Raw genomic sequence first — 19,253 nt, 5'->3', positions numbered from 1 at the left:
AGAAGAGGCACGGGCCCTGGCCGTCGTACCAGAGCAGCTTAACCAGATCGCCCCGCTTGCCGCGGAACGCGAACAGCGCGCCCGAGTGCGGACTCTTCTCCAGCACCTGCTGCACCAGCACCGCGAGCCCGTCGAACCCCTTGCGCATATCGGTGGCTCCGCAGGCCAGATAGATGCGTGTCGTCGGCGGTAACGGGATCATCGGGCAAGGACGGACATCACCCGGGCCAGCGCGTCGGTATCGACCGCCGCGTCGACGGTGAGCCGCACGCCCGACGGCAGCTCGATCCCGATGTGGCCGCTGCCTGCCGTCGCCGTGGTCGGCACCGACACCTCGACCTCGGCGAACGACGGCACCGACGTGCGCTTCGCTCCCGTCAGATCGCCCGCCAATGCCTGCCGGCGCCACGTATAGAGCATCCCGCTGCCGACCGCGTGTCGCTGGCACGTCGCCGAGACCGAGCCGTCGGGGCCGAACGCTTCGCGCAGGATCGCCAGCTTCTGATCTACCGACCAACGGCGACGCCCGCCCACGACCGCGATCCGACTGCTCATACGATTACTCATATGACCACTCACGAGAACACTCGCTCCCGACGCTCCGATATCCTCGCTCATCACCGCTCCTCGCAAAGAGCGGCTATCAGCATCCCGCAGCAGCTTCCCGCAAGGCGGCCTTCAGGACACGGTTACCCTCAATCGCAATGCTTTCAAGCTGCTCTGCGCGTTGGAAGGTGGGGATCCGGAGGATTTCCGCGCATTTGCGCAGCGCGTCCGTCCTTTCGAGCGCGGTTCGACTGGATATTTCAAAGCAAATCTCTTCCCTGAACCTTGCAACAAGGTCGGGGAGTGGGACGCACATTCGGCTGCAAAGACCGGCTTCACCCGCAAGGATGACTACCGCGCGTGGCTGCGGGAAAATCGCTTCCGCGTGATGAAAAGTTGGATTGAACGCTGCCGACCCAGCTTGGTCATTGGCACTGGCCTGACCCACCTTGCAGATTTCCTTGAGATCACCGGTACAACCGGGACTCCGACAGTCCACACCATCACGGTGAACGGTCACGCGAAGAGATTACATGTCGCCACAAACGGGATGGTTCCCGTCGCCGTAATTCCTCACCTGAGCGGGGGACCCCACAGCCTGAACAGCAATGAAGCGATCAGACTGATTGCAGAGCAAATAAGAAGCGAAATCGGGGTTGAACGTCCTGCTTAGGCATCACGCGGGTTCGATATGATCCACGGCGAGCAGATCGAACCCATCTCTTGTACCGACCACTTTGACCCGCGTGCCCAGAAGATGCTTGTGCCGCTTCAGAATGTCCAACCGCCATTCTCCACCGTCCGGCACACGCAGGATTGGATAAAGACCATTCTCCAGCAAGATGCCGGTTAGCTCGTGACGGGTTGGCCGATGCATGACGCTTTGTGCTCCCGATACTCAGGTCAAGAATCGGATCACAGCGTGATTTCTCGCTCAGAGAACCGCTGGACCAAATGTCGGCCTATTTTCCGAGGCCCACCACATGACCAAACGCCTTAATCTGGGCGTTTCGATCTGCGGAGTATGCCGCCCCCATTGAAAAAAGACTCCGCTCGACTGTGAAAAGCGGAGCCAGTCTGAGGAAATGCTTGTCGCGTGCGCAATGAAGAAAGGGGCGTTCGTCAGAACACCCCTTCCTGTTCATGCGGTTACGCGATCAGTAACGCCAGGAAATGCCCAGCGAAAGCTTGTTGTTGTCCACGCGGATGCCATTGGTATCCAGATCGCGGTTGAGGCCAGCGCTGCCATAATCTTCGATCAGATATTCAACGCGGATCGACGCCTGCGCGCCGACGCGCGTTTCCAGGCCTGCGCCGTAAACCAAGGCGTCCTGCATCGTCTTCGTGCCGTAGGTATCGACGCCGTCAAAAACCGTGGTCTTGAACTTGGTCGACTGCCAGCCGCCACGCGCATAAAGGGCGGTGCTGTCGGCGATCATTGCACCGAGGCGAGCGCTGAGGCCGAACGATTCGCGGGCCTTGACCTTGCCGCTGATGCTATCCGTGCCGTCGTCGAGTTCAGCCGAAATGCTGGCGCCCGAGAAATTGGCGTTAGCTTCCACGCCGAAGAAGACGTTGTTCGACAGGGCATAGTCATAGCCGACATACACGCCGCCGCCGATGCCGTTGCCGCTCAGACCGTCGAGGTCGAGCGTGCCGATGCCGATGTCGGTGCCTTCGGCCTTCACTTCATACGCGTCGCGGCTGATCTGCGCGCCGATGAATGGACCGGAAAAGGTTTCTGCATGGGCGGAAGTAGCTCCGGCGACGATCGCCAGAAGCGTCAAAGAAATTTTCTTCATAGTTCCCCTGAATTGGTTCGCGGTAATTGTTGTTTCGGTTGCGACCCGATGCGGCGGGTAGTCGAGCAAGCAGATCGGGTCAAGCGCACAGCGATAGTTTCGGCAAAACTGTTGTTTGATTACAACCGGTAAGCTTGCACGCGGCATGTGAGACTCACGCGATGTGCGCCCTCGAAATTCTAGATCGAAGGCGGCTCGCTGCTGAACAACGGCTGCGGAAAAAGTGACCCGGCCGGATGGCCGGGTCAGGTAAAGGAAACTAAAGTTCCCTTCGGGTCGCAGGGGACTGCTGGCTGAATTAAGCCATTTTGCCTATCCGGGTTTTTCCCGGTGCTGCTCGCCGGATGGATCGACCGCGGCTCGGTGCCTGGCGCAGCAGGTGCATTTGGCCGATGATTACAATGGCTTGATCTGCTCAATGTCTCCTCAGGGAATTTCCCTGCTTCACGACCTTCAACGAACTCGGCAAGGCAACCGCATGATGATCGCTTCAGGCCAGGCACGATATGATGGCACGCGGGCACCAATGGCTGATTTGTTACTGTTGCTGGCCTACGGCTTCGGATTCTGGCTGACACTCGGGCTGGCAGCCTATTGGGGCGGTAGAGGATTTTATTCCGTCTGGTTCCCGGCTGCGGGCCTCCGTCTCGCGCTGCTATGGCACGCCGGGCCGCGCCTTACGCCAGCAATCGCCGCCGTGGAAATCGTGGTCAATTTGATCATGGGGCGTTTCAATCCGGGTTCTCCCGACCTGGCAATGACGCTGTGGGGAATCTTGCGGCCGGTCCTAGCCTATGGTGGCGTGGTAGCTGTCATTCGATGGCTAGCCAGCGGCAGAAGAGCGGGCGTCTTGGCCCCTCCGATGCCCTTCAGTCTCGCTGCCGTTGCGGCACCTGGGATCGCAGCGTTCAGCGCCTTGCCCGAAGCACTGCTACGGCCAGACCGAACGGCCGTTGAAAGCGTTCAGGATATCATGATCTCGCTCACGGCCTTTGCTGTCGGCGACCTGCTGGGCGTGCTGATCATCGCGCCGCCGTTCCTCTGGCTGGCAGAGACGATCAGCCAGCGCCGAAATGGCATGATTGCGGCTCTCCGCGAATGCGTAATTCGCGGGAGCGCAACGCTGGAAGTTGGCCTCCTCCTAGCAGGCGGAATAGCCACGACCTGGCTGCTCAACCGCATTGGACTGGGTTCCCAGCCAATGCCCCTCATCCTGGCGGTCGCGTGGATCGGCTTGCGTTTTGGGCGCTTTCCTGTGTGGGCTGCTTTGACAATAGTTAGCCTTCTTATCCTGCCGGAGACAGCAGGCGCGTTCAGCACAATTGATCGGCTGCACCTGCATCTTGACCTCGCGACCGTCGTGGTGGTCGGCTATCTTGCGGGCAGCTATTGCGACGCCCAGAAGCAGGCCCGCACGGACATCGAGCGGCGCGACCGGCTGCTCTTCCAGGCCGAGCGACTAAAGACCCTGCGTTCGATGTCGGTCGCGGTCATACATGAGATCAGCCAGCCGCTGTCGACCCTGGCGATCGAGGCGAAACATCTTCACGAAATCACGGACGGGGCCGACAACGAGATCATGAGGAGCGCTGCACTGGTGGATCGCAAGGCCGCGACATTATCCAACCTTGTGCGCCGCCTGCGACGGTTCGGCGGGGCGGCGGTGGACGAGCCGAGCGCGCTGCCAGTTTCGGCGTTGATCGAAAGCGTGGCCGCGATTGCAACTCCGGAAGCCAGGGATCACGGTGCGTCGCTCAAGATCGGCCCGATCAACCCCGACCTTGTGGTGTTTGCGCAGGAGGTGGAACTGAGCCAGGCGCTGATGAACCTCCTGCGCAATGCCATCCACGCGGCGAATGACGGACAGGTCCAACTAACCGGCGAGAAGCAAGGAAAAAGTGTGCGGATCATGGTTACAAACCGCGTTGGAACCAGCCATCACGCCAAGGCAGGCATGGGGGTCGGCGCTCTGGTCGCGCAGGCCATAGTGGAAGCACATGGCGGGCATTTGGAGAAGGCTAAAATCCAAGACGGCATAGCGTCCGCTTCGATCATCCTACCGCTCGCCGGAGATGATATATGAACGCCAAAGAACCCAAGGTCTACGTGGTGGATGACGACGCCGATCTGGGCGCCACCGTGGCGCGGTTGCTCTGTCGGCATGGCTTTAGCGCGCAGTCTTTCCTAGACCCGGTCCGGCTTCTCGATATTTATGCACCGGCGCCTGCAGCCTGCATCGTCACCGACGTGATGATGGATGATCTCGATGGCTTCGGCTTTGCCGACCGGGTCCGAGTCACAGATCCGGCAGTCGCGATCATTTTCATGACGGCATGGCCGACGACCGCAAATGCCGTCGATTCGGTGCGTCGCCATGGAGGGATTGATTACCTTGAGAAGCCGCTTGATGAAGCGCGGCTGCTTGCCGCGGTCAGTGAAGGTGTGGATTGGTCGGTCCGGAAAAGACAGCAGCTCGCCCGCACCGCCACATTGTCTCCGCGCGAAAGAGAAGTGTTCGACCTGCTCGTGCAGGGTCATAGCAACAAGGTCATCGCTGCCATGCTGGAGCTCAGCCCTAAAACGGTTGAGGATCACCGGGCGTCGATCATTTCCAAAACGGGCGCTAACGGGTTGGCCCAACTGATCGCTCTGGCATCGCTGGACTGATTTTCATGGACCCACCCGCACGCTTCGGGCTTAGGCCGCGGACCTGGAGGGCCATTCTCATTAAAGCGCCGCTGGTGGAAGACGAGCTCATGCTAACCCTGAACCCACTTCTACAAAGCCGGACGCCAGCGTCATGACGACCGAAATCAAGGAGACGATATCGCGCGCCTCGTCGGGGCCTTTACTAGCGGGTCCGACAAAGATCCGGGGCTGGGACCGATCTTCGATGACCAAATTGGCGTTCACCGGTTAAGCCTTAAATGGCAGGTCCCGCCAGGACCTTCCGGCGGCATCCGACCAGACTCAGCCGTTCGCGCCTGATCCGATAAACGTCCGGTTCCGCCGGAAGCAATCGATCGCATCGACGAAGCGGACCATCGGCATCGCGCCACTTCTCGCGGTCCAACTGCTCGTTTCGGCTCTCAGCACAAGCTACTTGTTCAAGTTAGGCAGTCGGTTTGGCGATCGAAAAGCCGCCATGTCCGACAAGCCGCTTGCAAGTACAAGATCACGCGGTTCTGTCCTCCGCCGCGTCTGCGCTCGCGAGGACCTCCTCCTTGTCCTCGTGGAGGTAAAGGCGGCGCACGATTACGAGCACCACGATGGTCAGCGGCGTAGCCAGCAGAACCCCGGCGACTCCAAAGAGAATGCCGGCCGCAATGATCCCGAAAATCGTGATCGCTGGTGGCAGGTCCACCATCTTGTTCTGGACGAGCGGCATGATCAGGCTGCCTTGTACCTGCTGGACAGCCAGCAGCAGGCCCAGCGTCCACAGCCCGGTCGCGGTTCCCTGTCCGAACCCCAGCACCACGGCGGGAACCCCTGCGATTAGAACGCCAAGGTAGGGCACAAACTCGGCCAGACCCGCCACTAGGCCTATCGCCCAGGCGGCCGGCACGCCAACCAGCCACAGCGCCAAGCCCGTCGCAACGCCGACGAACAGCATGCCTAGGGCCTGTCCCTTCAACCAGTTTTTCAGCGAGATCGAGATCGCGTCGAGCGTTTCGGCCGACTGGCTTCTTGCACTGAGCGGGATGAGCCGAAGCAGGCCGGTGGAGTAAAGCGTCGGCTGAGCCGCAAGGTACACGCCGCCCACGAGAACGATCAGCAGCAACGACAGGGCTCCGCCAACCGCCGCTAGAGCTGTCCTCGCCGCGCTGACTATGGCCTCGCTGCTGGGCGCCAATCCTTGCGCTCGCTCTAAGATGGCCGCGCCGATGGGCAGGGCCGCAATACGGCCTTGCAGGCCTACCCATGCGGTCGGCAGCCGCTGGGCAAGCTCGCCGAACTCCGCCTGCATCGTGGCGCCGAAGAACGCGAAGGCCCCACCGATCACTGCGATGAACAGGATGACTGTGACTGCCAAGGCCATGCTGAGTGGCATCCGGACCCTCCCGCGCAGGGCATTGGTTCCGGTCAGCAGGATCAGCGAGACCAGGGTGCAAGCGAATAGGAGCAACAGCAGGTCCACGAGCATCCACAGCACGTAGGCCGCAGCGAGCGTTAGGATCACGACGGCTGTCGCCCGAAAGACCCGCCGTTCAAGACTGTCACGCGCCGGAGGTTGGGGTACTTCGGACTGGGTTACGAGCTCGGATTGTTCGACGAAGTTTGTCATCAAGCACGACCTTAGACTATCTTAGCGCGTTATCCAGTCTGGCAGGCGCTTTATCCCAGTAGCGACCATTCCGTTCCGGCCAAACTGCGGCCTTTCCTGCGACATCTCTTCGTGGCTACGTCACAGCGTCTCGGAGAAGCTGAACTTGGGAGCGATCTTAGCGGCTTAGGAATTGCCTAATGAGGGGCAAGAAGGCTACTAGGCCAGGCTCGCTTGCATGCACCTAAGCTGGCGTCAAAAGGCAGAAGGGCGGCCGACCATCAAGCCGCCATACGACTCAGTTTGGCACTCACGATCAATCCGCGACTCGCCTCGTAGTATTAGACGTATCGCCAAGCCATTGTTCCATGCTCCTCCGCACCAGCCTGATTCCAAACCCCGCAGATCGGCTTGCCTCGGGACGCCACGAATTCGGGATGCCATTCATTCACGAAAACGGGTTTAGGATCGCCACGTGGGACGTGGTATACTGGCGCATCCCGGCTTCGACTCCGTCCATGGCGGCCGTGACTGAGAGACTACTCAAACCGAAGTACGCAGGCTCAACAAGGCTTTCGACGACCTGGCGGCGCCGTAAAGACGCGGGGCAAGCCCCCTGGCTTGTTCAGTCCACAGAAGGAAACTGCGATTCCTGGAACTCGCTTTTAAATCGAAGCGCTCCTCAACCGGAGGTGAAAATATGTCTGATGCGCAAGGAGGGCGCAGGCGCTTTAGCGCCTTTCGATCGGCAGCTGAAGAAGTAGGGATGGCTGTCAAACGAAACGCGGCAGCAGAAGGCCGTTTAAAATACGTGCTTCAGCAGAAAGCCGCATCACCAACCGCTTCCCAGAAGCGTGAACAAAGGAATGTCTCAGCAATGAATATTGAAAACACTGATCTGGAACGCCGGGTACTGGCCCATGAACGCATTTTACGGGCCTTGATCCGTCATATCGCAGAAGAGCAGCCCGACATTCTGATGCGCCTCAAACAAACCTTCAGCAGAGGTCATGTCTTGGGGGAGGATGAACAGGATTATGTGTCCACGCAGCAGTATGGTGACCAATTCATCAGGGAGATTGAACTGGCGATAGCGCGACAGGCCGACACAGTATAAAGCCGCGAGAGCCTGCACTAAAAGCTCGCGCTTTACCGAACATACGGCGGTGCGGGCTCTTCGTTCCCCTACCTCGAAATGCCACCGCCCTCGTTCTCCCATTCGTCGAGAGCAGTGGCGAGTTCATCTCTCCTTCCCCTGCTCCACCAAGGCTGACCGCGCAACTCATTGTCAGCAGCCTTTGCCCGCGAACGCCCGTGGCGTTCGGCCAGCCAAATCCCGGCAGCGACGATTTTCTCATAGCCGAAGATCGATGCGGCACTGGCTATTCCAGCAGCAGCGCGGATGACATAATCTGCCCATTCGGCATGTCCCGCCTTGTTTTTAGTATCAATAATCATGATGCACTCCGGGTCAGCAAGCGGGAGCGCTCGAGTCTCTCAGTCACGGGATGCTTGCGACTAGAACCGGGTGATGTTTCACCTTATCACAATTGAGCGAACCCGAAGAGTCTTGTTTTACCCGCATTACGTAGAGAGCGGATGGACGTTCCCACCTGGTCGGAAATAGCCGGTTCAGGGCAAACGCGTAACTCGATATGGCCATCGTAAGACAGATCGCCTCTTCTGTAATAAGAATTCCAAAGAATTTTTTGGTAGCATGATATTAAAGTGAATAGCAAAAAAGTCGTTTCAGCTCCAAAGGTTAACGATATTTAAGGTCTATGATAGATTTAAAGCTATCTATTTCAGAAAAACGAGTTCACAACATTGGTGCGACCCAGAAGGATTTCAAAAGAATTCTTCTACTGACCCGGCCGTTTTAGGATGGCCGGGTCATTTTTAGCGGGCATGGCTCTATCCGCCTGCGGGACCCATCGCCCGGATCTTCCACATGCGGATCCCCTTGCTCATCGTAGCAGCGTAGACTCACGGAATATCCCATGGGTTGGGCCTTTACGATCCCGCCGCTCTGAGGCTCTATCGTGGGCCAAGCCCATTCCGTCCGTACCAGGCGTACCAATTCGCCAGCATGGGATGAGAGGCGATGGCTGTCACTCGAAATGGAACAACATTGATCAAGCGTCCTATACGCAAGTTCAATGATCATCGAAAAGCTTATTGGTCCAGCGCGGCGCTGGTGTCAGCCATTGTCGCGCCACGTTCACCCATCGGCTCTTCCGGCCCAGTAGTCGTGTCGCGCGAGGTCTGCCGCTCAACCTCGGCATTGACTAGAGCCCCAATCAGCACGGCGTATGCGGAAACATAGAGCCACATGAGAAGGACTACGACAGCGGCAAGCGAACCATAGGTTGCGTCGTAATCCCCAAGCCAGCTTGCATAGAGGCCAAAGCCGAGCGTCGTCAGAAGCCACAGCAGCGTTGCCAAGCCGGAGCCCAGACTAAGCCATTGCCAGCGTGCATCCGCTCGGTCTGGAGCAAAACGATACATCGCTCCGAGCGCTAAGCTGCACAGCGCGGCGGCTATGGTCCAGGTGATTGCCTGCAGGGCCACGGCACCAACGGTTCCGAGGCCTTCAACAAGCCCTTGGGCGAAATTGAGCATCGATGCAGCGACGATGCCGATCAAGCCCACGATAACGGCGCCAGCGGCAAGCGCAGCAGCAATCAGAGCTGTCCGGATCAAGGATCGACGGTCCTCCTGCTCATAGATGATGTTCAATGATCCGATCATTGCCCCTGAGGCACGGGACGCGCCGTAGATCGAGACCGCCAGTGCCAGAAGAAGGCCTATTCCTTTCTTTTCAGCTGCGCTTTGGGTGAGCTGCGTTAGCTGTTCGTATATCAGTCGTGCTGCATCGGCTGGCACAAGGTCGACGATAGCACGCATATGCTTGGCGACCGTAGCTGGATCAGCGACGAGACCGTAGGTCATGACGAGTGAACCGAGAAGAGGAACAAAGGAGAGGAAAGCGTAAAAGGCTACGCCGGCGGAGAGCAGGCTGAGATTATGCCGCCCGCTGTTCACCCACGCCCGCTGCAAAATGGGCTTCCAACCGGCCCAAGGGATCTGGCGCGGCGTTTCTGCAAGCGCGCCCTTTTCGGCAGCACCTACCTGTTCCCTGGGCCCTGACATCTGCCGATCCTTTCATTGCAGATAGCAGGACTGGCCGGAGCCAGATCAGTTCCTCGACTGTGCGAAAAGACGGAAGGTATGTCGGCCATCTCATTTTCTTTAGCGGCCAATCGCCTGCCGGCGACCAAGTGGGCAACGCGCCATCTACGGTCATTCAGGCTGCGAGGTGCGCGACCTGAAAGCTGTCGCGGTATTCGCGTCTCGAGCATGTGAGGTGCTGCTCGGCTGGCAAGCTTGTCAGCGTCCCAGGTAGGGCGCATATGAGGCTAATTGGCGCTCTCGCTTGGGGAGTCCCAACTCGCAGATGGTAGCGCTGGCTCCGGCTTGTGAAAGCGACAATATGATCGCGGACCAGCGACAGGAAAGTCGGGCTTAAGCCATGACAGCTAAAGACGTACAATTCTCCCAACAGGCCCGCGAGGGCATGGCACGGGGCGTCAACATCCTTGCCGACGCAGTGCGCGTTACACTTGGCCCCAAGGGCCGCAACGTTCTGATCAATAAAAGCTACGGAGCCCCCCGGATTACCAAGGATGGCGTGACCGTCGCCAAGGAAATCGAGCTTGCCAATAAGTTTGAAAACATGGGCGCGCAAATGATGCGCGCCGTAGCATCCCGAGCGCATGATCACGCTGGAGACGGGACCACCACCGCCACCGTACTCGCGCAGGCGATCGTTCGAGAGGGTATGAAGGCGGTATCCGCCGGCATCGACCCCATGGATCTCAAGCGCGGCATCGATCTCGCTGTCACCGCCGTGGTGACCGAACTCAAGGCGCGATCCAAGCCCGTTGCGAACAACCAGGAGATTGCTCAGGTGGGCATCGTCTCGGCCAATGGCGATGAGGTCGTCGGAAACAGGATCTCCGAGGCCATGGAAAAGGTGGGCAAGGAGGGCGTGATCACGATCGAGGAGGCCCCCGGGATTGAGTTCGCATTGGATGTGGTCGAAGGCATGCAGTTCGACCGGGGCTATCTGTCGCCCTATTTTGTCACTGACAGCGAGAAGATGTCGGTCGAGTTAGAGGATCCCTATATCCTGATCCATGAGAAGAAAATGGGGAACGTGCAGGCGATGCTTCCCGTCCTGGAGGCGGTAGCAAAGGCGCACCGATCGCTCCTTATCGTCGCCGAGGATGTTGAAGGCGATGCGCTCTCGACGTTGGTGGTCAACAAGTTGCGCGGCGGGCTCAAGGTCGCGGCGGTAAGGGCGCCGGGTTTCGGTGATCGTAGCAAGGCGATGCTCGAAGATCTTGCGATCTTGACGGCGAGTAACGTTGTGACCGAGGAACTTGGCGTCAAGCTGGAGAATGTCACGCTCGAAATGCTGGGCACCGCAAAGCGTGTGTCGATCTCGAAGGACACGACCATGATCGTCTACGGGGCCGGCAGGCCCGACGCCATTCAGGGCCGTGTTGAAACGATCCGACGGCAGATCGAGACTGCGACAAGCGACTATGACCGGGAAAAGCTGCAGGAGCGGCTCGCTAAGCTGGCCGGGGGCGTTGCCGTCATAAAAGTCGGCGGGGCATCCGAACTCGAAGTCAAGGAGCGGAAGGATCGGGTCGAGGACGCGCTGCACGCGACGCGGGCAGCGGTCGAAGAGGGTATATTGCCGGGCGGCGGCACCGCCCTGCTTTATGCGTCGAAGGCGCTGGACGCTATCTGTCTCGTCAATGATAATCAGCGGCGTGGCATCGAAATCGTCCGCCGGGCGCTGCAGGCGCCAGTTCGCCAGATCGCCGAGAATGCAGGTTTTGATGGCGGCGTGGTCGCCGGTAGACTCCTGGATGGGAAAGACGAGAATCTTGGCTTCAACGCGCAAAGCGACCAATATGAAAATCTTTTCCAATCCGGCATCATCGATCCTACCAAGGTTGTGCGAACCGCGTTGCAGGATGCCGCGTCAGTCGCCGGGCTGCTGATCACCACAGAAGCGGCAATTGCTGATCGCATGGAGGGCGGCAGCAGTGCCGATGGTGCGCATTCAGGCATAGGATTCTAGGGCAGCGGCATTTTCCCTCCGTGCTCCGACGAATAGATGCGAGTGATGGAGCGGCCTGTGATATAACAGACCATCACCCTGATCGTGCCGCAGGCATATCGTGACAGAGAGACCATCGTGCTCCCGCCTGCAACCGGGAGATATTCAGTGTCTGCTGCCCTAGACAGCGCTCTTCTCGATGAGGGAAAGCGATCATGACCATCCGCACGACACGCAAAACGGCAACGTTCACAGCGCCATTTCAACTGCCGGGGTTCGCAGAACCGTTGCCAGCAGGTTCCTACGAAGTGGAAACTGATGAAGAGATGCTGGAGGGCAACGGCCATACAGCCTATCATCGGGTCGCTACTACGCTGCGGGTCGAAAGAGGATCAGTCGTCGAGCATCATCCGATCGATCCGGCGCATCTCGCCGCGGCACTGGAACGCGATCAACGGGCGCGATCCACTGCACTGCCGTCCGCGGCCGTGACAGAGCAGGCCCCGACATCTGACACTGCACGACCTGGTCGCGCCCGTTGGGTTTCTCTGTGGGTCCGGAATGCTCCGCCGGGCGGAAGCCGGTAGGCCCGCCATGTCCAACAGCTCAGCCATGTGCAGACGAGAGGCGGCGCACCATCGACAGGTCGCTACCGCATCGCCTCTTGATAAGGTGCGTCAGAGAGCGCTGAAGGTCGCAAGCGCTTGGGAGACTGAGGCTGTTCAGGCTGAGGCCCGCGAGGCGGGAGCGCCTGTCGCCCTCAGCCCCGAAGACGCAGCGATTGCTCTGGAATTCCGGTTGGAAGAGGAGGATGAGGCTCGGAGCCGCGCTGGCGATGAGGGAGATAGCCTCCTCACCCCCGGCCGTGGCGAGGAGAAGTTCTGATGAACGGAGAGGTGGAGCAATTTGGCTGGTGGGTGGCCGCACAGCATGGGCGGCCTGCCTGATCGGCCCTGATCGACGAGTTGGCAGGCGCTTTTGAAGCACCCGCCCCCCCAAATCAGCTTTTCAAGGTAACGATGCCGAGCGCACCGGGTTTCTGCGACGGGTTGGAAGCATTCTGCTTTTTGGTTTTCTCCGCCTTTGGTTTGCGAACTTCACGGTTGGATCTTTTCTGGCTTTTGGCCATGATGTGTTCCTCTGCATTGGACGTCAGATGTAGGGGTTGTACTGCTTCGCTTATTCAGGTGCGTTTCGGGGAGGCACCCGGTGTCACATTGTTGCTCTTTCTCAAGGCCATGAGGTTGTCGAGCGCACCGTTCAATCGCTGCCTCTCGACCGTAGACAGCGCTTCTCCACGTGCTAGTGCGTCGCGGGCAGCATACAGGAGATTGTGAAGTTCCTGTAGCTTGTCGAGGCCTCCGCCTGGTCCGGGCATCGATCGAAACTCGGTACTCGCCAATCCTTTTTGTGTAGCATCCATTTTTCTGCCAATCGCTGTAAAGTTGGGTCAGCTCAATTGTTTAGCAATATGATGGCTACTGTTGCTGCTATCACCATGAGCAGGCCGTTGATTATGGCCGCACGCATCGTGGTATCGTCACGAAATAGATCAGCGCACCATTGCAGCTTAGTGAGCCGGAGAGGCTTGGGTCTCGATGACGTGGCAACGCCAATTGCCGTTCCACCCTCATTCTCCCAGCTGTCGATCGCCGACGTTAGCTGGCGCTTACGGTCACGCGAAATGGCAGCCGCGCTCCGCGATCGTTCTCGCGCGGCTCCAAGGGCGAGCCACCGTCGTTCGGCATTAGCCTGACTGCGGGCCTGGCGAAGTGATAATGATGGATTAGAGCTTTCATTTGCGGACATTGTGCACTCCTCGCCAAACGGGAGCGCCTGTGTCTCTCAGCCCCGGCCTGTCTGGATGAGTCGAACCGGGATACGTCACAATAGCACATCGACGTTGGGGACAAGAGTGCTTTCTGCTCGGCATCGGAGTGCAAACGGAACAGCTTGTCCGTTCCAGCCATCATCGCGAGGATTGACGTCGCGCCTGCCATTGATCGAGCAGCTGCAGGGACGGAGTCACGGTGATGCCATGTAGAACGATGGAAACGAGAATGACGAGGGCAGCGACGCTCCAGAGCCTCTCCGCCTCGGGGAAGTTGGCTTGATTGAGGGCGAAGGCGAGATAGTAGATCGTGCCCACACCCCGTATTCCGAAGAAGGAAATTACGAGCTTCTCCCGCCACGGAAGTTCCAATGCGGCAAGGCTGATGAGACCAGCGAATGGGCGAACGACGAGGATTGTCAGGGCGGTGAATAAGATCGTCCAAATATCCAGATGCGCGAATAGCCCTGCATGGGTAATCATGCCGCCGAACAGCACCAACACCAGCATCATCAACAGGCGTTCGGCTTCTTCGGCGAATGCATGCAGACGATGATGGTAGCTGTGGTCGCGGCTGGGAAACACCTGCGGTCCGGAAGATATCACTAAGCTTAAGGCTAAGGTTCTGCCACTTGTCGCGCGGGCGGCCGAGGACGCCAAGGCCTCTCCCCCACAGGTTCAGACTCTGGTGGATCATCAGGCGGAGGGCAGGGTTCTCCAAGCGTCCCTGAAGGCTGGCGCACTGCGGGCGGGGCTGAACCGGGCCGACGCCCTGATCAGACTCGTCAAGGAGCTAGAGGCTGGGGTCAGGGAGGAAATTGCGGAGCGGGCGCGCACGACCTTTGAAAGCATTTCCGGTGACGTGCAGCGGTATTGGAAAGTCCTCCAGCCCAATGACGTGATCACGGACGTGCGGCTCGTGGTACCTAAGGATAATGACAAAGCCGTGGAAGTCGCTCTCCGGTTTCACGGGAAAGCTCAAGATAGCCCGCGCCTTACCCTCTCGGAAGGTCAGCGCAACGCCCTCGGGCTGTGCATCTTTCTGGCAATGGCGCACAAGGCTGCGGATAAGGACTGTCCCATCATCCTCGACGATGTGGTCATCAGTTTCGACCGCGAACATCGCTCAAGGGTTGGGGCTTTGCTGCGGCAGGAATTTGCGGACCGGCAGGTCGTCCTGCTGACCCATGACCGAGAATGGTATTTCGAGCTTCAGCGAACTCTGCCTGGAACACACTGGGGGTTCCAGCGGCTTCGGCCGTTCACCACGCCGGTCTCCGGGATCACCTTCGCAGACCACGGCGTGGACATTATAGCGGCGAAGGCGCGGGCGAAAACGGAGCCTGAAGAAGCGTTGGGAAACGTCCGCCGGTTGATGGATGTGGCGCTTAGTGAGGTGGCGGAGAGGATCGGTCTAGCCGTCCCGCATATGCGGGGCGATGACAACGACCATCGCACCGCTGGTCAGTTCCTCGTGGCTCTGGAGCGCGCGGCCACCAAATCCTTCCGCAAGAAAGCGGGGGACGCTTACGTCCCTAACGCTGACGCTCTCGCTGCGATTAAGAAGACGAAGCCTGAGCTGGCAATCTGGGGAAACAGAGGGACCCATACCTTCAGCGGCAGCACGACCGAAGCGGAGGAGCTGATCGACGGATGCGAGGCCGTCCTCGGAGCTTTCATGTGTGATGGTTGTGGGACCCCGGTCGGCGTCTATGACTCGACAGGAGGCAAGGTCGAATGCCGGTGCGGGAACCTGCAATGGCGGCCGGGGTAGCTCCAAACGTCGAATATCGGTGAGCCCAGTTTCGGAAGAGACATGGATGGCCGCTATTGGCATAATTAGCCATCCCGCAGTGAGACCACGAATGACGGCTTCGTCCCAGACCCTGCCTACCGATTTCGACCCATTCGTGCCGCTCAGCTGACAATATCGTGCTCTTTCAAGCGGCCAGTCGCCTATGTTAACGCGCTCCAAGCTGCTGATCTTTGAAACTCTGATCGTACCCGGGGTTGAATGCCCTATTGAAGGCCGCAAGCGCATTGCGGGGGCCTGTACCATGAACAATTAAAAGGGCTTCACGCGCGTCCAGCCATTGGCGTTCTCGCTGATGCATTTCCGGCCAGACCGGCGCCTCCGTCGTAACTTCCATGGGGTAGACCTGCACGCGGAGTAACTCGCCGTCGTCGCGACTTTTCTTCTGACGCTCATAGTCGGCAATAGGATCGACTGATGTACGGCCGATGACGCCACCTTCTTCAAAGGCCTTCTTTGCTGCCGAAGAATGTGGTCCCATTCCCTGTCGTACATGGCCCTTGGGGAGGACCCAGCGCTTCTTCCTGCGTGAAGTGACCAACAGGATTTGGATCTGTCCGTCAGCGTCATATCTATAAGGAATGGCTGCGGATTGTATGGCCATCTCGATATCTCTGCCGGACTCGCTTCTTTATATGCTATTTAGCCACATCCGCAAAACGGGTCCTCGGGCAGCGGGGATGATCCAGCTGTTAACCGGCCAGAACCGAGCCGCAGGCTCAATTCGACTCGCGACCCTTTCCGACCGCTCAGCGCCCGAATTTCGCTTCCCACGTGCAGACCGTCCGCTAACCCGGCAGGTGTCGACCAACTCAAGACGTTCCTCGGCCGGTGCGTAAATGGCCGTAGATCGCCCCTTAGTCTCAGGGGTCATCGAGCATGCCTCACTAGGTCCTGCTGTAGGAATGCGGCGCCTTTAACGCCCAGTTCGATTAACGCGTCGGAAACCTCGACCACGATCTCGCGGTGGCTCTGCTCAAGCGTTCGCTCGGCAATTAGGTCTCGGAGAAGAAGGACCAACTTCTCGCCGTTCGATGCATACTCCCAGAATTTGAGGCTCGATTTCCTAGCCCGTACGACCCGGCCAACCCAGCCGAGGCCGGGATCGGGTAGCAGGCGGTCGGGCCTCGTGCGAAGGAGAGCGAGCATGGCGTTGAAAGCCGTCTTCTCGGCGCCGAAGGTGGTTGCCGCGCGGTCGAGCATCGGCATCACCGCGTCGAGGTTCGGCCACGTGGCATCGATCCCACAGACCATGCCGCCAGTAACGGCACAGAAGAACGAGGAAACGGCCAGTCCCCGCTCGTGCTCACCAGCATCGATGGGATCGCTCGCCCACACGGGCCGATCGACAATCCAACGGGTGAATAGATCCCAGCTCTCGATCGTCCCGGCGTCCAACGGCTCGGTCCGCAGCATACGATCGATCATGAAGCTGCGTACGGCCATGTCCATCACCTCGTCGCCGGCGCGGCGAACCGCAGCATCGACGCGCGCCATTACCAGCGTCCGGATTTCCGACGTAGGCAGCAGCGCGCACAGGCGTCCTAGCCAGCGGCCGAACTGGAACAGCCATTCGAACGGTGTGTCTCCGCGCCCGTCCTTCTCGCCCAGCGACGCGAGGGCCCAGTCGAGAGCGGATGCCGCATGGGCGACCAGGGCGTCGCGCGTGCCTGGCGTGAGCATCGGGGGGATCGGGAGGCGGAACGCGTTGGCGTGGAGGTCGGACCGGTAGTAGTCGCCGTTGAGCCACGAGCCAGCGGTCGCCGGCGCTGGATCGGGAATGGGTATCTCTCCGGCTGCCAAGGCGCGTTCGATCCCCTCAGACATTTCCAACTGCTGATGAGCCTCGCTCGGCGACCAGTGGAGGCCGTGGCTGCTATCGTGCGTGCGGGCCGCGCGCTGCGTCGCGAGGCAGAATAAAGCCCAGACCATCTCGCTCGACACATCCGCGAAGACCGGCGCTGCGTCGTACACAGCCTCGACGACCTTCTCGATCGGATCGACTGCCAGCTGAAGCAGCCCTTCTCGCCATACCGGATTGGACGGCTGCCGGCGGATTAGCGCGGCATAGGCGTGCGCCGCCATCGCCGGCGGGTGGGCCGTCACGTGTGCGCCGCGCGAAGACAGCTCGTCCTTGACCTCGGCCACAGTCGCTGCGCGCCGCGTTATCCCGACGACGGTCCCCTCCGAGCTCGCCCAGAGCTTGTCTTCGGCGTGTCGCGCGACCACGGCTGCGGTGGCCGCCACTGCCGACTGCGCATTATGGCGTTTCATGTCGGCGATGGGCGCGATCTCGTCGAACAGGTCCTCCTCATCCAACGCCACCATCTCGTCGAAGGCGTCGTCCAACGTGAATTCGTCGCCTGGAGCACCGCTCTCGATCGCAGCGCTCGCCCAGAGGTAAAGCCGCAGGACCCGATTGAGCGCCGCTTGACCGGCAAGCATCTCCTGATGAGCCTCACTTTCGGCGTAGGGCGGCTTTATCGAGACATACTGACGACCATCGATTACCTCGCGGACCAAGTTTGCCGGATCGGCCTGCTGACGAAGAGCCTCGAAAGAGGCTCGGCGCGCTTCCGCGCGCTCAGGGTCGTCGCGCTCCTCAGCGGTCGAATACGGGACCCGGTCGAGGAAGGTGGCGATCGAGCTCGCATAGGCGGCCTTGACCTCATCCGACGCCAAGCCCACGAGCAGCGGCGCAAGATCGCGCACAGTGCGTTGCCGGTGGGGCAGCCGGTTGAGAGTACGGAGGGCGCCGGCGAGAAAGGCCGAGCCGCCCCAGTAGCCGATCTCGTTCGAGTGCAATCCCATGTCGAGGACACTGCGACCGATATCCCATGTCCAAAGGGCGGGGTGCGTTCCGACCGCGAGCGCGACGGCGCTCGTCGCGGCGTTGGCCAAATCTGCCAACACCAGACCGGCGCAGATCCCGAGGACGGCGTTGCACTCGTTGCCCCGCGCGATGCGCCGGCAAAGTTCGTCAAGCGGGTCGCCGGCGGCGAGGCGCTCGTGCGCCCAGGCATCCAGCGCCAGGAATGCAGTGTCGAGGATGTGAACGTGGGATCGCCGTTCAGAACCACGAAGGAGCAGGAGCCGCTCACCTCGCCAGGTATGTGGGCGGGCACCGTGAAGCCCTCGCCGATCCCGTGAGTGCTGCCCGCTGCAAGGATGTTGCGATCCCTGCTCGACAGCGCGATCGTGCGACCTATGTGGGACCATCGAAAACCGCGGTTTGTTCGATGGCTCATCCGCCGCACCGGATCGATCGGCCCAAGCTCCTCCTCCTGATAGAGATCTGCCCAGTTTTCGGGGTAATTATGAATGAGGACAGGAATGGCGCCTGCCGTTCGGAGGTCTACATGATGGGCGAGAGCATAATAGTCGAAGCCCATCTCGGCTGCGGCCTGCTCCAGTTCACATTGCAGCCGCGACTGATCGTCGGCGCCTAGAAGAGCGCCAGCGAAACTTTCCACAAGTCGCAATCGACCCATGGCTTGCACCGTCTCTCGATCGCAAGGGCGTTCGCAACCCGCGGAACTCGCGTATCGCCTTCCTGTTTGCGCGCCCGATGCCACCAGTCCAAAGCAGCTCGCAACGCAGTTGCAGCGCAAATATGACAGAATTCCATCGCGTAGCAATCATCTCGGAATGGGGCGGTGGGTGCCCACTGGTTTAAGCTGATGAGAGGTTAAGTGTTGCTGCGACTTGTCCGCTATGCCTCCGCATCCATTCACACGCTTAGCGGGGACGAAAATCAGCATGCCTCACGCGCCTGAGTTCGATAGGCGACACACCTGGCGGTCCTCAGCCGGCCATTCCGATCGGCTGCTCGAAGAATGCGGTTTGCTGAGCGTCAGTCC

Annotated in this window: 20 protein-coding genes and 1 pseudogene; 9 read left to right on the top strand and 12 right to left on the bottom strand. The window is 59.8% G+C overall.

The window, feature by feature from the left end; translation table 11 throughout:
• The coding region (gene tnpB, locus NCHOL11_RS13420; protein ID WP_141397882.1) for an IS66 family insertion sequence element accessory protein TnpB at positions 1–202 on the bottom strand (202 nt) is incomplete at its 3' end.
• Entirely contained in the window at positions 199–618 is a 420-nt protein-coding gene (tnpA, locus tag NCHOL11_RS13415) for an IS66-like element accessory protein TnpA (RefSeq protein WP_255254838.1), read from the bottom strand. The genes tnpA and tnpB, both read right to left, overlap by 4 nt.
• A 109-nt stretch (positions 619–727) precedes the next feature.
• Here tnpA and NCHOL11_RS13410 point away from each other — a divergent pair, with 109 nt between their 5' ends.
• Positions 728–1,219: a hypothetical protein gene (locus tag NCHOL11_RS13410; RefSeq protein WP_255254837.1), complete on the top strand. Its 492-nt coding sequence runs from the start codon at positions 728–730 to the stop codon at positions 1,217–1,219.
• A 3-nt stretch (positions 1,220–1,222) separates the two neighbouring features.
• Here the strand turns inward: NCHOL11_RS13410 and NCHOL11_RS13405 are convergent, their stop codons facing one another.
• Together NCHOL11_RS13405 and NCHOL11_RS13400 are read right to left on the bottom strand one after the other, a co-directional pair.
• Positions 1,223–1,423 (bottom strand): DUF5818 domain-containing protein, encoded by a 201-nt coding sequence (locus NCHOL11_RS13405; RefSeq protein WP_084677778.1) that lies wholly within the window; start codon positions 1,421–1,423, stop codon positions 1,223–1,225.
• A gap of 280 nt (positions 1,424–1,703) precedes the next feature.
• Complete coding sequence (locus NCHOL11_RS13400; protein ID WP_255254836.1) at positions 1,704–2,495, bottom strand: outer membrane protein; 792 nt, start codon at positions 2,493–2,495, stop codon at positions 1,704–1,706.
• Between the two features lie 379 nt (positions 2,496–2,874).
• On the opposite strand from NCHOL11_RS13400, the gene NCHOL11_RS13395 reads away from it, so the two are divergent.
• Entirely contained in the window at positions 2,875–4,431 is a 1,557-nt protein-coding gene (locus tag NCHOL11_RS13395) for an MASE1 domain-containing protein (RefSeq protein ID WP_255254835.1), read from the top strand.
• Positions 4,428–5,015 carry a response regulator transcription factor gene (locus tag NCHOL11_RS13390; RefSeq protein WP_097093053.1) on the top strand — a complete coding sequence of 196 codons (588 nt, stop codon included), beginning with the start codon at positions 4,428–4,430 and terminating at the stop codon, positions 5,013–5,015. Before NCHOL11_RS13395 ends, NCHOL11_RS13390 begins: the two co-directional genes overlap by 4 nt.
• Positions 5,016–5,523: 508 nt before the next feature.
• On the opposite strand, the gene NCHOL11_RS13385 is transcribed toward NCHOL11_RS13390, so the two are convergent.
• A complete protein-coding gene (locus NCHOL11_RS13385; protein WP_097093052.1) occupies positions 5,524–6,633 on the bottom strand; it encodes an AI-2E family transporter in 1,110 nt (369 codons plus the stop codon).
• Between the two features lie 679 nt (positions 6,634–7,312).
• Between NCHOL11_RS13385 and NCHOL11_RS13375 the strand changes: the two genes are divergently transcribed.
• On the top strand, positions 7,313–7,729 hold the full coding sequence (locus NCHOL11_RS13375; RefSeq protein ID WP_141397866.1) for a hypothetical protein: 417 nt from the start codon (positions 7,313–7,315) through the stop codon (positions 7,727–7,729).
• A 68-nt stretch (positions 7,730–7,797) separates the two neighbouring features.
• On the opposite strand, the gene NCHOL11_RS13370 is transcribed toward NCHOL11_RS13375, so the two are convergent.
• Positions 7,798–8,070, bottom strand: coding sequence for a hypothetical protein (locus NCHOL11_RS13370; RefSeq protein WP_097093049.1), 273 nt, complete (start codon positions 8,068–8,070; stop codon positions 7,798–7,800).
• Positions 8,071–8,787: 717 nt separating this feature from the next.
• On the bottom strand, positions 8,788–9,672 hold the full coding sequence (locus tag NCHOL11_RS13365) for a YihY/virulence factor BrkB family protein (RefSeq protein ID WP_097093317.1): 885 nt from the start codon (positions 9,670–9,672) through the stop codon (positions 8,788–8,790).
• Positions 9,673–10,144: 472 nt separating this feature from the next.
• On the opposite strand from NCHOL11_RS13365, the gene groL reads away from it, so the two are divergent.
• The 3 genes from groL to NCHOL11_RS13350 all read left to right on the top strand — a co-directional run bounded on the left by groL (position 10,145) and on the right by NCHOL11_RS13350 (position 12,634).
• Positions 10,145–11,770, top strand: coding sequence for a chaperonin GroEL (gene groL, locus NCHOL11_RS13360; protein WP_097093048.1), 1,626 nt, complete (start codon positions 10,145–10,147; stop codon positions 11,768–11,770).
• 194 nt (positions 11,771–11,964) lie between these two features.
• Positions 11,965–12,336 (top strand): hypothetical protein, encoded by a 372-nt coding sequence (locus NCHOL11_RS18410; protein WP_097093047.1) that lies wholly within the window; start codon positions 11,965–11,967, stop codon positions 12,334–12,336.
• Positions 12,337–12,421: 85 nt separating this feature from the next.
• Positions 12,422–12,634 carry a hypothetical protein gene (locus NCHOL11_RS13350; RefSeq protein ID WP_141397865.1) on the top strand — a complete coding sequence of 71 codons (213 nt, stop codon included), beginning with the start codon at positions 12,422–12,424 and terminating at the stop codon, positions 12,632–12,634.
• A 115-nt stretch (positions 12,635–12,749) separates the two neighbouring features.
• Here NCHOL11_RS13350 and NCHOL11_RS18640 read toward each other — a convergent pair whose 3' ends face one another.
• Both NCHOL11_RS18640 and NCHOL11_RS13345 read right to left on the bottom strand, forming a co-directional pair.
• The gene (locus NCHOL11_RS18640) at positions 12,750–12,878 is read right to left on the bottom strand and encodes a hypothetical protein (RefSeq protein ID WP_255254834.1); all 129 of its coding nucleotides are present in this window, start codon (positions 12,876–12,878) and stop codon (positions 12,750–12,752) included.
• 840 nt (positions 12,879–13,718) lie between these two features.
• Positions 13,719–14,165 carry a cation:proton antiporter domain-containing protein gene (locus NCHOL11_RS13345; RefSeq protein WP_255254833.1) on the bottom strand — a complete coding sequence of 149 codons (447 nt, stop codon included), beginning with the start codon at positions 14,163–14,165 and terminating at the stop codon, positions 13,719–13,721.
• A 103-nt stretch (positions 14,166–14,268) separates the two neighbouring features.
• Between NCHOL11_RS13345 and NCHOL11_RS13340 the strand changes: the two genes are divergently transcribed.
• Positions 14,269–15,354, top strand: coding sequence for a hypothetical protein (locus tag NCHOL11_RS13340; RefSeq protein ID WP_097093044.1), 1,086 nt, complete (start codon positions 14,269–14,271; stop codon positions 15,352–15,354).
• A 187-nt stretch (positions 15,355–15,541) separates the two neighbouring features.
• Here the strand turns inward: NCHOL11_RS13340 and NCHOL11_RS13335 are convergent, their stop codons facing one another.
• Complete coding sequence (locus tag NCHOL11_RS13335) at positions 15,542–15,997, bottom strand: NUDIX hydrolase (protein ID WP_097093043.1); 456 nt, start codon at positions 15,995–15,997, stop codon at positions 15,542–15,544.
• 266 nt (positions 15,998–16,263) lie between these two features.
• Entirely contained in the window at positions 16,264–18,204 is a 1,941-nt protein-coding gene (locus NCHOL11_RS18635; protein ID WP_255254832.1) for a hypothetical protein, read from the bottom strand.
• On the opposite strand from NCHOL11_RS18635, the gene NCHOL11_RS18630 reads away from it, so the two are divergent.
• Positions 18,193–18,543, top strand: coding sequence for a hypothetical protein (locus NCHOL11_RS18630; protein WP_255254831.1), 351 nt, complete (start codon positions 18,193–18,195; stop codon positions 18,541–18,543). The genes NCHOL11_RS18635 and NCHOL11_RS18630 overlap by 12 nt on opposite strands.
• On the opposite strand, the pseudogene NCHOL11_RS18825 reads toward NCHOL11_RS18630, so the two are convergent.
• Positions 18,516–18,785, bottom strand: a pseudogene (locus NCHOL11_RS18825) (autoinducer binding domain-containing protein); the annotation flags it as partial. The gene NCHOL11_RS18630 and the pseudogene NCHOL11_RS18825 overlap by 28 nt on opposite strands.
• Positions 18,786–19,253 lie beyond the last annotated feature (468 nt).

Source organism: Novosphingobium sp. Chol11, assembly GCF_900218065.1.
Lineage (GTDB): Bacteria > Pseudomonadota > Alphaproteobacteria > Sphingomonadales > Sphingomonadaceae > Sphingobium > Sphingobium agri.
Note: the sequence above shows the minus strand (reverse complement) of the source record. Positions and strands in the feature narration are given on the sequence as shown.